Consider the following 13,874-nt stretch of genomic DNA (forward strand, 5'->3'; position numbering starts at 1 on the left):
GTGGAGGTCGTCGTGGTCGACAGTGACCAGATCGACGGGGCGACCCGACTGGCGCTGCGGACGCTCTGGGACCGGGCCTTCGGCGACCGCTTCAGCGACGACGACGCCGACCATGCCTATGGCGGCGTGCACGTGCTGGCTCGCGAGGACGACCGCGTCCTCGGGCACGCCAGCGCCGTACCTCGGCGGATCAGGTTCGGAGACCGGCCTTGGCTCACCGTCGGTTACGTCGAGGCCGTGGCCACCGATCCCGAGCGCCAGCGGGAAGGCATCGGCCGGCGAACCATGGAGAGGCTCCAGGAGGAGATCTGCTCCCGCTGGCCGGTTGCGCTGCTCTCGACCGGACGCGCGACGGGCTTCTACGAGCTGCTGGGGTGGGAGCGGTGGCGCGGGCTCTCGTACACGCAGGCGGCCACGGGCGTGGTCCCCGACGATGAGCATGGCGGGCTCATGATCCTGCGCCAGGACCCGTCCGCCGTCCCAGACCTCTCCACGAGCGTGACCTGCGAGGACCGACCCGGCGACGCCTGGTGAGGCCGGTCGACAACCGGATCAGCAGCACGCCCGCGGGGGTAGCCCGTGACGCATCCACATGCCGCTGCGCCGACCTTGGCCGGCGCCCCTCACCGACCTCGGCGGCAACGTGACCGGGCTCATCCGGAGGCCCTGGTTGGCGCCACCGCGGCGGAGGGCATGCTGGCGGCATGGCACCCCTCAGCACCAGCAACATCGGCCGGTACGCCGCACTCGCCCGGCTGCTCGTCCGGCACGGCCGCTCCGACCTGGTCGCGGGGGCCGGGCTGGACGAGTTCTCCTTCGACGAGGAGCCCCCGATGGGCGACGAGGCGAAGGCCGAGGCGTTCGCCCGCGACCTCGAGGAGCTCGGCCCGACGTACATCAAGCTCGGCCAGCTGCTCTCCACGCGCTTCGACCTGCTGCCCGCGGTCTACACGACCGCTCTGGCCCGGCTCCAGGACAGCGCCGAGCCGTTCCCCTACGAGCAGGTCGAGGAGATCGTCGAGACGGAGCTCGGGGGACAGGTCCGACACCTGTTCGCGGACTTCGAGCGCGAGCCGCTGGCCGCGGCCTCCCTCGGCCAGGTCCACCGGGCCACCCTGCCCAGCGGCCGCGAGGTCGTGGTCAAGGTCCAGCGCCCCGACGCCCGCGAGGTCGCCCGGGACGACATGGAGACCCTGACCCGGCTGGCCGGGCTCGCGGACAAGCACACCGCAGCCGGCAAGCGCTTCGGCTTCGAGCAGCTGCTCGAGCAGTTCCGCCGGTCCCTGGCCGGCGAGCTGGACTACCGCCGCGAGGCCCGCAACCTGCTGAAGTTCCGCGACCTGACCAAGGGCTACGACCTGCTCGTGGTGCCGGAGGCGATCCTCGACCACTCGTCGTCGCGGGTGCTCACGATGGAGCGCATCGAGGGGCGCAAGGTGACCGACGTGGGGCCGCTGGGCCTGCTCGACGTCGACGCGGGGCCGATGGTGGAGCAGCTGTTCAGCTGCTACCTCAGGCTGATGCTCGACCACGGCGTGCTGCACGCCGACCCGCACCCCGGCAACCTGATGCTCACCGACGACGGCCGCCTGGCGCTGCTCGACCTGGGCATGGTCTCGTCGGTCCCGCCGCGGCTCCAGGACAAGGTCACCAAGCTGCTGCTGGCGATCGGCGACGGGGACGGCGAGGAGGCCGCGGCGGTGCTGGCCGGCATGGGTCACCCGCTCGAGGAGTACGACGCCGCCGCCTTCCGCGGGGAGGTCGCCCACCTGGTCTCGGAGGCGGCCGCGGCCGGGCCCGAGCAGCAGGCCGGCACGGTGCTGGTCGAGCTGAGCCGGATCTCCGGCGCGCACGGGCTGCGACCGCCCGCGGAGATGTCGATGATCGGCAAGGCGCTGCTCAACCTCGACCAGGCCACCCTGCACCTCGACCCGGACTTCGACCCGGCCGCCGCGATCCGCTCGAACCTCAGCGAGCTGCTCGCCAGCGGCCTCAAGGTCAGCCCCGCCGGGATCATGGCCGCCGCGATCGAGGCCAAGGAGTTCACCTCGCTGCTGCCCAAGCGCGGCAACCGGATCCTGGACGCGCTTGCTGAGGGTGAGTTCACGATGCGGGTGCGCGCGATCGACGAGGAGCAGCTGCACACGGTGCTGCAGCGGGTGGCCAACCGGGTGACGCTGGGCATCGTGATCGCGGCCACCGTGCTCGGGGCCGCGCTGATGATGCGGGTGCCGAGCGACCACGAGCTCCTCGGCTACCCGGCGATCGCGATGGGCTTCTTCATGTTCGCCGTCCTGGCCGGGGTCGCCCTGGGGCTCTCGATCGTCCTCACCGACCGCAAGGTCGCCCGGGCCGCCCGGCAGGGATCACCCGCCGCCCTGACCTCGGGGGACCGGGCGAGCTGACCGGACGCTCAGCTCGAGGCCGCCCGGAGCTTCTCCAGCAGCGGCCCGGCGGCCTCGCGGAGGAACGCCTCCTGGCTCTCGTCACCGATCTGCACCAGGGCGATGTCGGTGAAGCCGGCTTCCCAGAAGGAGCTGACCGACTCCACGATGGCGTCCAGGTCGGGACCGCAGGGGATCGACTCGGCCACGTCCTCGGGCCGGACGAACTGGGTGGCGCCGGAGAAGCCGGCGGGCGTCGGCAGGTCGGCGTTCACCTTCCAGCCGCCGGCGAACCAGCGGAACTGCTCGTGCGCCCGCTTCACCGCGGCGTCCCGGTCGGGGTCCCAGCAGATCGGGATCTGCCCGATCGCCCGGGCGGAGCCCCCGATCCGTGGCGCGCCGGCCACGGCGCTCCATGACGAGACGAGGTCGGCCCTCGGCTCGACGGCGATCAGGTGATCACCCAGGGGGGCGAACCGCTGGACGCCCTTGTCACCCGCGACGGCGACCGCGAGCGGGACACCGCCCTCGGGGCAGTCCCAGACCCGGGCCGAGTCGACGTCGAAGTGGTCGCCCCGGAAGGTGACCAGCTCGCCGGTGTGCAGCTGCCGGATGATCTCGATGGCCTCCTGGAGCATCTCCTGCCGCGCGTCGACGGCCGGCCAGCCGGCGCCCACCACGTGCTCGTTCAGGTTCTCGCCGCTGCCCAGGCCGAGCGTGAAGCGACCCTCGGACAGCAGCTGCACGGTCGCGGCCTTCTGGGCCACCACGGCGGGGTGGTAGCGGATCGTCGGGCAGGTGATGTACGTCATCAGCCCCACGCGTGAGGTGGCGTGCGCGACGGCGCCCAGCACCGACCAGGCGTACGGCGCGTGCCCCTGCTCGGTCAGCCACGGCGAGTAGTGGTCGCTCATCACCTCGAAGTCGAAGCCCACCTCCTCGGCGCCGGTCGCGTAGCGCACCAGCTCGCGCGGGCCGCTCTGCTCGGTCATCAGGGTGTAGCCGAAGCTCGTCACCAGGTCCTCCTCGGGGCACCGGTCGGTTGGGCCACGCTCGTACCCCGCCTACCCTCGGAGCATGACTCCCTCCGAGCTCCTGGCCGACGCCTTCGGACGCATCGCACAAGTCGGCCGCGACGTCGTCGACGGTCTCGACGAGGAACAGCTGGCCCACCGGCCCGGCCCCGACGCCAACCCGATCGGCTGGCTGGTCTGGCACCTCGCCCGGGTGCAGGACGACCACGTCGCCGACGTCGCGGGCCTCGAGCAGGTGTGGACGGCGCAGGGGTTCCACGACAAGTTCGGACTGCCCTTCGACGCCTCCGACATCGGCTACGGCCACTCCAGCGAGCAGGTCGCCCACGTGCGGGTCGACGCCGAGCGGCTCGCGGCGTACCTCGCCGCGGTGCACGAGCAGACGCTGCGCTACGTCGAGGGCCTCGCCCCCGAGGATCTCGACCGGGTCGTGGACGAGCGGTGGGACCCGCCGGTGACGCTGGGGGTCCGGCTGGTCAGCGTGGTCAACGACGACGCCCAGCACCTCGGCCAGGCGGCGTACGTCCGGGGCCTGCTCGGCGCCTGACCGCCGGGGTGTCTCAGGCCGTGTCCCGGACCACGCGGCTGAGCCGGTAGCGGACGAACGCCGGCGCCGCCAGCGCCGCGAGGACCGTCCCGACCACCACGAGCACGCCGCCGCCCGCGGCCGCCGCGGCGGTGCCGACCACGGCCGCGCTCGCCCCGTGGGCGACGTCGGCGATCCGCGGGCCGCCGGCCACCACCACGATGAAGACGCCCTGGAGCCGGCCGCGCACGGCGTCGGTCGCCGCGGTCATCAGCATGCTGTTGCGGAACGCCGAGGACGCCATGTCGGCGGCGCCGCCGAGCACCAGCATCGCGACCGACACCGCCAGCATCGGGCCCGGCGCCCGGCCGGCGAGGCCCACCGCGACGCCGAACCCGATGATCGCGACGCCCCACACCAGGATGCACACGATCACCGCGCGGCCCTGCCGGTCGACCCGGGACACCCAGCCGGAGAAGATCCCCCCGAGCACCGCACCCGCGGGGATGGCGGCGAACAGCAGGGCGAAGGCCAGCCCGCCCCGGTCCGGACCGCCGAACGCCTCGTGCGCGATCTCCGGGAACAGCGCCCGCGGCATGCCGAAGACCATCGCGACCAGGTCGACCACGAACGACATCAGCAGCACCGGGTGGCCGCGCAGGTAGGCCAGCCCCTCGACCACCGAGCGCAGCCCGGGGGTCCCGGTGCCACCACCCTCGACCGGCAGCCGGGGGAGCCGCACCACGGCGGAGAGCGTGGCGAAGAGCGTGACCGTGTCGATCAGGTAGAGCCAGGAGAAGCCCAGCACCGGGATCAGCGTCCCCGCGACGAGCGGCCCGGCGATGGCGCCGGCCTGGAAGATCGTCATGTTGAGGGAGTTCGCGGCCGGCAGCAGGGGCAGCGGCAGGATCTTCGGCAGCACCGCGCTGCGGGTCGGCTGGTTGACCGCGAAGAACGCCTGCTGCACCGAGAACAGCCCGAGCAGCAGCCACACGTCCACGCCGCCCGCGGCCGCCTGCAGCCAGAAGAGCGCGCTCGTCGCGATCAGGCCCGAGGTGGTGCAGATCAGCAGCGTGCGCCGGTCCACCACGTCGGCCAGCGCGCCGCCCCACAGCCCGAAGACCACGAGCGGCACCAGGCCGAACAGGCCGGTCAGCCCGACGTACGCCGAGGAGCCGGTCTCGGCGTAGATCTGGGCCGGCACCGCCACCACGGTCAGCTGGGCGCCGACGACGGTGATGATGTTGGCCAGCCACAGCCGGCGGAAGTGCTCGTTCCTCAGCGGTCGCGTGTCCGCGACCAGGCCCCGGAACTTCACTCGCACGGGTCCAGAACCTACGCCGACCCCCGCATGACAGCGCGTGCGCGTCCGCTCCCCGGAGAGTCACAACCGCCTAACGAACGATTCGCATCAATTGCGTTGACGTCGGCCATACGGTGTCCTGTGCATCGGAGTGGGGGAGTGTGAGAGTGACAGCGGTGAAGACCGAGGCCGACAACGGGCTGGACATCGGTGAGCTGGGACGACCGGGTGGCGTGGGCATCCGCTGCCAGGGCGTGGTGCACCTGTACCGCACCTTCGAGGGTCACGACGTCGTCGCGCTCCAGGGCGTCGACCTGACGATCCAGCCGGGCGAGCGGGTCGCCTTCCTCGGGCCGAGCGGTTCGGGCAAGTCCACCCTGCTGACCCTGCTCGGCGGCATCCAGAAGCCGAGCGCCGGCCGGATCTTCCTCGGCGACGACGAGATCTCGCGGATGGGCGAGCGCTACCTCGCCCGCATCCGCTCGCGCCGGGTGAGCACGATGCTGCAGGGCTCGACCCGCAACCTGCTGCCCTACGCGACCGCCCGCCAGAACATCGCCTTCGCCCGGCTCGCGCTGTCCTCCGCCGAGCGGCGCGGCGCGCTGCTCGACACCGACCTGCTGGGCCGGGTCGGGCTCGAGCAGCAGGCCGACCAGGTCGTCTCCACCATGTCGGGCGGCCAGCGGCAGAGGCTCGCGCTCGCCTGCGCGGTCTCCACCTCACCGCAGCTGCTGCTCGCCGACGAGCCGACCAGCCAGCTCAGCCACGAGGACCGCGACCACGTGATCGAGCTGCTCCACGAGCTCGGTGACGACCTCGGCACCACCATCGTCGTGGTGACCCACCAGCCGGAGGTCGCGGCGACGTTCCCGCGCACGGTGACCATGAAGGGCGGCCGCGTCGGCGCCGAGGGTCGCGACGGTGCCGAGTACGTCGTGATCGGCGCCGAGGGCGTCGTGCACCTGCCGACCCACCTCGCGGCGGAGTGGCCGCAGGGCACGCTCGTGCGCATCGAGCCCGAGGACTTCGACCGCCTCGTCGTCTCGCGTCCCTCCGACCGGGACCCCGAAGACACCTGGGAGGGTGACCGGTGAGCAAGGACCTGCAGATCTCCGGGGTGAGCTACGTGCTCTCCCGGACGCTGCTCGACGACATCGAGATCGCCTTCCGTGCCGGTGAGGTCACCGCGCTCTCCGGGCCGAGCGGCTCGGGCAAGACCACGCTGCTCTCCGTCGCCGGCGGGCTGATCGAGCCGACCAGCGGGAGCGCGACGTACGACGGCCGGCCCATGTGGCAGGGCACCGGCGACCCGCGGCCCGAGGTCGCGTTCGTGCTCCAGGTCTACGGCCTGGTGCCGATCCTGTCCGCCCGCGAGAACGTCTCGGTCGCCCTGCGGGCCCGCGGCGTGAAGCCGGCAGAGGCCGACGAGCGCGCCGAGGCGGCCCTCGCCCGCTTCCACATCGCCGACCTCGGTGACCGCCAGGTCGAGGAGCTCTCCGGCGGCCAGATGCAGCGGGTGGCGCTGGCGCGCGGCCTGTGCGTCGGCTCCGAGGTGCTGCTCGCCGACGAGCCCACCTCCGAGCTGGACGAGGGCAACCGCGGGCTGGTGCTGAGCGAGCTGCGCAAGGAGGCCGACCGCGGCGCGGTCGTCGTGGTCGCCACGCACGACCCGGCCGTGGTCGGGGCCTGCGACCGCCACTACGTCATCGACGAGGGCCGGCTCACCGACCACGTCGCGGCGGTGGACCTCGCTCACTTCGCGCACCCGGAGCGGCGGCTCATCGAGGAGGCGGCCCCGCCGCACTTCGACGAGGACGCCCCCGCGGTCCTGGCTCCCGAGCCGGTCGAGGGGGAGCCGGTCCCGGCAGCCCTGCCGCGGCACCGGGCCGAGTCGGACGCCGCGTTCCGCCGACCCTCGGACGCATGATCCGGACCCTCCGGGGAGCATGGTCGCGTCGCGGGACCCTGCTGCCCCTGCTGCTGCTGACGACCGTCGTCGTCGCGGGTGCGGTCACGGTGATCGGTTTCGCCGACCACGCCGGCACCTCGCCGATGCTCGCCGTACCGCTCCTGCTGCTCGGCGCGGTCGCCGTGCCCGCCACCGGCCGGGAGCTCGCGAACGCCCGCCGCGGCGAGATCGCGCTGGCCCGCCTGCGCGGCCTGCAGGGCGGCGAGCTGTACCGGCTGCTCGCGGTCGAGCCGCTGCTCGTCCTGCTCGCCGGCGGCCTCGCCGGCACCCTGCTCGGCGCGGTCGGCGCCTGGGTCGCGGCGCGGGCCTGGGCCGACTCCTCGACCCTGCTGCCGGGCGCCGGCGCCCTCCTCGCCGGGGCGGGGATCGTCGTGGTCGGGCTCGTGGCCGTGCTCACCGGCATGGCCGGTGCGCTCCGCGAACCGCTCTCGGACCAGGTCAGCGTCGCCTCCCGCCCGCGTGGCGCCTCCACCGCCGCCGTCTTCGCGAACGTGCTGATCGTCGCGGCCGCCGTGATCGCGGTGTACCGGGGCTCCCTGGACTCCGGGGACCCCGACTGGGTCGTGCTGGCCGGCCCCGCCCTGGTGGGCCTCGCGGTGGGCCAGGTCGTCGTCTGGCTGATCCGGGTGGTCGCCCGCCTCGCCGTCGCGCGGACCGCGAACGGCGCCCTCTCCGGGTTCCTGGCCGTACGCCGGCTGGCCCGGGTCGCGGACGCCGCGACGCCGATCCGGGTCCTGGTCGCCGCGTCCGTCGTGGCCGCCCTGGCCCTCACCGGCGCGTCCGAGGTCGACGACTGGACCGACGACACCGCCCGGCTGCGGACCGGCGCGCCGCTGCAGGTCCCCGTGGACGAGGACGCCGTCGGCGCGCTCCAGCTGACCCGCGACCTCGACCCCGACGGCCGGTGGCTGATGGCCGCCGTGCTCGTGCCCGGCGAGGGCAGCGTCGCGGCCCGCCGGGCGTTCCTCGACACGGCGCGGTACGACGCGGTCCTCGGCGACTTCTACGACGGCACCCCCGCCGCCGGCCTGTCCCAGCGGGTGGCCGACCTCGGTGGCGGCGACGGCTCCGTGGCGACCGGGGACGAGGTCACCGCGACCGTCCGCGGCGTCAGCGCCCGGCGCACCGGGACGATGCGTCCCCGCGTGCTCGTGGACTACCTCGACTCCAGCGGTGACGCCCAGCGCGCTGCCCTCCGGATGGAGGTCGACCGGTCGGGTGACGAGGCCACGGCCAGCGCCCCGCTGCGGGGCTGCGACGTCGGCTGCGCTGTCACGGCGGTCACCCTGGCCCGGACCGCCGACGACACCACGCTTCCGTGGGTGCTGACCGCGCTGGACTTCGGGGGCGTCGACGCCCTGGCCGGCCACTGGAAGACGAGCGCCCGCAACTGGTTCGGCGAGCCCACCTCTCCCGTCGTGGTCGACGAGGGGCTGCTCGCGCCCGCCACGTCCAAGCCGCTGACCGCCCAGTCCGACACCGTCGGCCCCCGCACCCCGGTCCTCGCCACCGACACCGCAACCTGGGAGGGCAAGCCGCTGGTGGACTCGCCGGGCGGCGACGAGCGTCCCGCCGAGGTGCTCGACCGGCTGCCGGGCCTGCCGCTCGTCGAGGCCGACGGGCTGCTGGCCGACCTGCCCCGCGCCGCCGCGGGGGCACCCCCCACGGTGCCGGTCGCCCAGGTGATGGTGCTGGCCCGCAGCGACACGCCCGCCGAGGTGCTGTCCGCGCTGACCGACGCCGCCGGCCACCGGGTGCGTACCCTGGCCGCGGCCGACGAGGACACCGCCAGCGCCTCCGGCGCGGCCCAGGCGCGGGTGTACTCGCTGATGGCCGTCTTCTGCGTGCTGGTCGCGCTGCTGGTGCTCGCCGCGGCGGTGGCCCGCCAGCGGGCCGTCTGGACCCGTGAGGTGGCCGCGCTGCGCGCCATCGGCGTCGGGCAGGGCCTGCTCCGCCGCTCCGGCCGGGTCGAGGTGCTGTGGCTGACGGTCGCCGCGGCCCTCGCGACCGTGGCCGGAGCCGTGGCCGCCGTACGCCTGCTGCTCGCGCACCTCCCGCTCGTCACAGTCCCCGACCACGCGGTGCCGCTCGAGACCGGGGTCGCCTGGTGGCCGGTCGGCATCGCGACGCTGGTCGCTCTCCTGGTCGTGGCCGCCGTCGCCGGCCGCGGCCGTGCGGTCCGGCCCGAGGCGAGCCGGCCCGCCATCCTGCGTGAGGAAGGTGCAGCATGAGGACGCTCCTGGCCACGGTGGTCCGCGGGCTCCGCGCCCGCGCCCTGCTCTCCGCGGGCTCGGTGCTGCTCACCGCGCTCGCCATCGGCTCCGCCGTGCTCGGCCCGATCTTCCAGGTCGCGGTCACCAACTCCTACCTCGTCACCCGCCTCGACGAGGCGCCCAACGAGCTGACCGGCCTCTCGTGGCGCTTCCAGCCCGGCAGCCAGCTCGACGGCGACGTCGACCAGGCCGTACGCCGCGCCGGCGAGGCCGCGACCGCGGCGGTCCGGGGCCCGTTCGCCGGCCCGCAGACCGTCCTCGAGAGCCAGCGGGTCCCGGCGCTCGGCGGTGCCGAGGTGATGCTGACCGCCAAGGACGGCGCGTGCGACCACCTCGAGATCGAGGGTGAGTGCCCGACGGAGCCCGGCCAGGTGCTGATGCTCGCCGGCGACCGGGACCTCACCGAGCTCCCGATCGGCGAGAAGATCGACCTGGGCCCCGACCTGGGCACGGTCACCCTGGTCGGCGGCTACCGCGTCCCCGCCGACGAGGCGGACTTCTGGTTCCAGACGGCCCGGTTCGCCAGCTTCCCGCCGCAGGAGACCCGCACCGGGTCGAAGCCCTACCGGCCGGCACCGCTGGTCACGGCCCCGGCCACGTTCGACACGATCCCCGCCGGGCAGTGGAGCCTCCGGGTGGACCGGCGGCTCCAGGTGCCGGCCGACCTCCAGCTCGCGGACGTCCAGGCCGCCGAGCGGGAGGCCGTCGGCCTGAACGGTCCGGCGAAGCAGGTCGAGGGCGGCACCCTGCGCGGCGAGTCGATCAACGACATCTCGAGCATCGTGGCCGAGGCGCGCGGCCAGCAGCGCACCGCGAAGAACTCCGTGGCGCCCGCCGTCATCTCGCTGGTCCTCGTCGCGCTCGCGCTGCTGCTCCGCCTGCTGATGGCGGCCGCCGACCTGCGGCTGCCCGAGCTGGCGCTGGCCTCGCTGCGCGGCCTGCCCCGGCGCCGGATGTGGGCGCTCGGCCTCTCCGAGCCGATGACGCTGCTGCTGCTGTCGATCCCGACCGGGGGGCTCATCGGCGTGGGGCTGGCGCTCGGCCTGGTGCGCTGGTGGCTGGTGCCCGGGCTGCCGCTGCCGTTCCCGGCCACCGCGGTCCTGGCCGGGCTGCTCGTCGCCCTGGCCTCGATCGGCGTCGCCGTGCTGGCGGTCGGCCTGGTGCTGCGGGTGTCGCTGTCGGACCAGCTCACCGGCGTACGCCGGCCGCAGGAGACCTCGCGCACCGGCCTGGTCGTCCAGCTGGCGCTGGTCGCGCTCGCGGTCGCCGTCCTGGCCAGCAAGCTCTCGGCCGGCAAGCCGGGTGAACCGGACGTCACCGACCTGGTGCTGCCGGTCCTGCTCGCCGTCGTGGCCGGCATCGCGGCGACCCGGATCACGGCCGCCGGGGCGACGTGGTGGACGCGGGCCCGGCGTACGACGCGCTCGCTGTCCGGCTTCGTCGCCGCCCGCGCGATCAGCCGCCGTCAGGAGGGCACCCTGGTGATCCTCCCGGTGACCGCGGCGATCGCGATCTGCGTCTTCGGTGCGGGCGTCTACGACTCGGCCGGCCAGTGGCGCGCCAGCGTCGCCGCCACCGCCGCGCCCGCGCCGGTCGTGTGGACCTCGCCGCTGCCGATGAACGAGACCGTCGCGCTGACCCACGAGCTCGATCCCGACGGCCGCTGGCTCATGGCCGCCAGCCGGCTCAACACCCTTGGCCCCACGTTCACGGTCGTCGACACGGCTCGGCTGGCGCGGGTCGGCTCGTGGCAGGAGCAGTGGACGCCGGGGGTCTCGACCGCGCACATCGCCGACGAGCTCGGCCTGCGGGCCACCGTGCCCACCGTCGCCGGCCGCCGGGTCGGGATCACGCTCGACAACCAGGTGGAGTCGGGCTCCGACCTGTTCGTCCGGCTGCGCCTCGACGTGCCCGGCGACCGGCCGCACTTCGCCTACCTCGGCCCGTTCGGGCCCGGCGAGGGCAGCGCCACCGTCGACGCGGCGTACTGCCGTGGCGGCTGCCGGCTCGAGGCGCTCACCGTCGGTGGTCCGGCCGGGCTGCCCACGAGCATGGAGGGCACCCTGCGGGTCACCTCGGTCGAGGCCGACGGCGCTCCGGTCGAGGGCGGCATCGAGGGCGCGGGCTGGACCCGTGCCCAGGACTCCACGTCCACGGGGGCCGTCACCGGTGTCACCGCGGCGGGTGACGGGCTCGAGATCGACCTCGACACGCAGGGCCAGCAGGCGATCGCGCAGCTCTCGTCCGGCGAGATCCCCGCGGCGCTGCCGGTGGTGCGGGGCGTCGACGCGTCGACCGAGGCCGCGTCGGGCAGCTTCTCCGAGACCAGCGAGAACGAGTTCGCCGTCGACCCGGTGATCACCTCGCAGAGCGTGCCGTTCCTCGGGCCGAGCGGGCTGATGATCGACTACACGATGCTCACCACCGACCGCGCGGTCTACGAGCAGAAGGCCACCGTCTACGTGCTCGCCCGGGACGACACCCCCGCGTCGGTGGTCCGGGGGCTCCAGGACCGGGGCGCGTCGGTGACCACGACGCTCGCCGGCGTGCGGAACACGCTCGACCAGGGCGCCTACGCGCTGACCCTGCGGCTGTACGCCGTCGTCGCGCTGCTGGTGCTGCTGATGGCGCTCGCGGGCCTCTTCGTCAGCACCGCCGTGCAGCTGCCCGCGCGCCGTCGCGACGCCGCGTCGCTGCGGGTCGTCGGGGTGACGCGGCGGTCGGTGATGTCGGCGGTCGTGCGGGAGTTCGCGGTGGTCCTCGGGGGCACCGCCCTCGCCGGGCTCGCGGCCGGCACGCTCGCCCAGTACGTCGTGCTGCGCACGGTCACGCTGGGCTACGTCGAGGACCTGTCCACCCCGGCGCTGATCGCGGCGGTGGACTGGCAGCGGCTGGTCGTGCTGGCGCTGCTGACCGCGCTGATCTTCGGGACCGTGGCGCTCGCCAGCGCCGGCTTGACCGTCCGGGGCGCCCGGGGCTCGACGCTGCGGGAGAACGCCCGCTGACCGGGACCGTCTACGTTCGGGGGCATGAGGCAGCCCGTCCCCGCACGGCCCGGACCCGGTCAGGAGTCGGTGTGGGACTACCCCCGGCCGCCGCACCTCGAGACCAGTGCCGAGCGGATCGAGGTCGAGCTCGGCGGTTGGGTCATCGCCGCGTCGTCGCACTCCTGGCGGGTGCTCGAGACCAGCCACCCCCCGACGTACTACCTGCCGCGCGACGCCTTCGAGCCCGGCGTGCTGCGGGAGACCGGCGGTGCCACGTGGTGCGAGTGGAAGGGGGCTGCGTCGTACTTCGACCTCGTCGCCGGCGACCGGGTGGCGCCGCGCGCGGCCTGGACCTACCTGTCGCCGACCCCCGGCTTCGAGCCGCTCGCGGGTGCCGTCGCGGTGATGCCCGGCCTCGTCGACCGCTGCTCGGTGGACGGTGAGACGGTCCTGCCGCAGCCGGGCTCCTTCTACGGCGGCTGGGTGACCAGTCGGGTGGTCGGGCCGTTCAAGGGGGAGCCGGGTACGTCGGGCTGGTAGCGGGCCGCGTGGACGGCCCGTTCGCCGGCGGCCGGGTCAAAGGGCGAGCTTGAAGCCCTCGTGCGACGCGACGAAGCCGAGCCTCGCGTAGAAGCGGTGCGCGTCGGGGCGCTGCTTGTCGCTGGTGAGCTGGACCAGCGCGCAGTCGCGCCGACGCGCCTCCCCGGTCGCCCACGTGATCAGCGCCCTGCCGAGCCCGCTGCCGCGGAAGTCGGCGTGGACGCGCACCGCCTCGATCTGGGCCCGGCGCGCTCCCCGGCGAGCCAGTCCGGGGAGGAAGGTCAGCTGCATCGTCGCCACCACCTGCCCGCCGGCCTCCGCCACGAGCAGGAGGTGTGCCGGGTCGGCGTCGATGGCGTCGAACGCCCGGACGTAGGGCGTCAGCTCGGCTCCCTCGCGCCCAGCGCCGAGCGGATCGTCGAGCAGGAGCCCGACGATGGCAGGCAGGTCCTCCCGTGCTGCCCGCCGCAGCGTGGCCGTGCCCGAGGACGTACGAAGCTCTGCCAGCGGCTGCATGGCCGAGATGGTGCCAGAGCTCGGGGCCGCGCAGTCGGCATGCGGGTCGCCTCGCGTTGCGGTCGTTCCCAGCTACGGGGCCCCGCGGCTGGTTGCGGCGGTCTGCGGGCTCGCCGGTCGTCTCCGGTTGCGGTATCGGCAGCTACGGGAGCGGATCGCGGGTGGTTGCGGTCGCCTTCCGGCCTTCGGGTGGCGCGGGATTGCTCGGCCCGATCTGTGATGTCTCAGGACATAGGTGACAGTTCTGCATCAGGACATTGGTGACACTTGATGTGTCAGGACTTCGGTGACGATTCGGGGTGCTTCGGACGCGGTCCTGATGGTCGGCCGTTGCCGACGTAG

11 protein-coding genes are annotated in these 13,874 nt (G+C 74.1%); 8 read left to right on the forward strand and 3 right to left on the reverse strand.

From position 1 onward, the window contains the following. Positions 1-534, forward strand: a complete 534-nt coding sequence (locus tag ABD268_RS06240; protein WP_344149154.1) for a GNAT family N-acetyltransferase — start codon at positions 1-3, stop codon at positions 532-534. A gap of 170 nt (positions 535-704) precedes the next feature. Continuing rightward, the gene (locus tag ABD268_RS06245) at positions 705-2,405 is read left to right on the forward strand and encodes an ABC1 kinase family protein (RefSeq protein WP_344149156.1); all 1,701 of its coding nucleotides are present in this window, start codon (positions 705-707) and stop codon (positions 2,403-2,405) included. Positions 2,406-2,413: 8 nt separating this feature from the next. Here ABD268_RS06245 and ABD268_RS06250 read toward each other — a convergent pair whose 3' ends face one another. After that, positions 2,414-3,400: an LLM class F420-dependent oxidoreductase gene (locus tag ABD268_RS06250; protein WP_344149158.1), complete on the reverse strand. Its 987-nt coding sequence runs from the start codon at positions 3,398-3,400 to the stop codon at positions 2,414-2,416. Between the two features lie 61 nt (positions 3,401-3,461). Here ABD268_RS06250 and ABD268_RS06255 point away from each other — a divergent pair, with 61 nt between their 5' ends. Continuing rightward, positions 3,462-3,965 (forward strand): mycothiol transferase, encoded by a 504-nt coding sequence (locus tag ABD268_RS06255; RefSeq protein ID WP_344149160.1) that lies wholly within the window; start codon positions 3,462-3,464, stop codon positions 3,963-3,965. A gap of 13 nt (positions 3,966-3,978) precedes the next feature. Here the strand turns inward: ABD268_RS06255 and ABD268_RS06260 are convergent, their stop codons facing one another. Continuing rightward, a complete protein-coding gene (locus tag ABD268_RS06260) occupies positions 3,979-5,268 on the reverse strand; it encodes an MFS transporter (RefSeq protein ID WP_344149162.1) in 1,290 nt (429 codons plus the stop codon). 155 nt (positions 5,269-5,423) lie between these two features. On the opposite strand from ABD268_RS06260, the gene ABD268_RS06265 reads away from it, so the two are divergent. From ABD268_RS06265 to ABD268_RS06285, 5 genes are read left to right on the forward strand one after another with little or no spacing between them, the layout of a single operon-like run. Then, positions 5,424-6,341 (forward strand): ABC transporter ATP-binding protein, encoded by a 918-nt coding sequence (locus ABD268_RS06265; RefSeq protein ID WP_344149164.1) that lies wholly within the window; start codon positions 5,424-5,426, stop codon positions 6,339-6,341. Further along, entirely contained in the window at positions 6,338-7,174 is an 837-nt protein-coding gene (locus ABD268_RS06270) for an ABC transporter ATP-binding protein (protein WP_344149166.1), read from the forward strand. The genes ABD268_RS06265 and ABD268_RS06270 overlap by 4 nt, the downstream gene beginning before the upstream one ends. After that, positions 7,171-9,447 (forward strand): FtsX-like permease family protein, encoded by a 2,277-nt coding sequence (locus tag ABD268_RS06275; protein ID WP_344149168.1) that lies wholly within the window; start codon positions 7,171-7,173, stop codon positions 9,445-9,447. Before ABD268_RS06270 ends, ABD268_RS06275 begins: the two co-directional genes overlap by 4 nt. Then, positions 9,444-12,494 carry an ABC transporter permease gene (locus tag ABD268_RS06280; RefSeq protein WP_344149170.1) on the forward strand — a complete coding sequence of 1,017 codons (3,051 nt, stop codon included), beginning with the start codon at positions 9,444-9,446 and terminating at the stop codon, positions 12,492-12,494. The genes ABD268_RS06275 and ABD268_RS06280 overlap by 4 nt, the downstream gene beginning before the upstream one ends. 24 nt (positions 12,495-12,518) lie before the next feature. Then, a complete protein-coding gene (locus tag ABD268_RS06285) occupies positions 12,519-13,016 on the forward strand; it encodes a DUF427 domain-containing protein (RefSeq protein ID WP_344149172.1) in 498 nt (165 codons plus the stop codon). Between the two features lie 36 nt (positions 13,017-13,052). Here the strand turns inward: ABD268_RS06285 and ABD268_RS06290 are convergent, their stop codons facing one another. Beyond that, complete coding sequence (locus tag ABD268_RS06290; RefSeq protein ID WP_344149174.1) at positions 13,053-13,532, reverse strand: GNAT family N-acetyltransferase; 480 nt, start codon at positions 13,530-13,532, stop codon at positions 13,053-13,055. Positions 13,533-13,874: the final 342 nt, after the last annotated feature.

The sequence above is a fragment of the Nocardioides koreensis genome (assembly GCF_039531775.1).
Taxonomy (GTDB): Bacteria; Actinomycetota; Actinomycetes; order Propionibacteriales; family Nocardioidaceae; genus Nocardioides; species Nocardioides koreensis.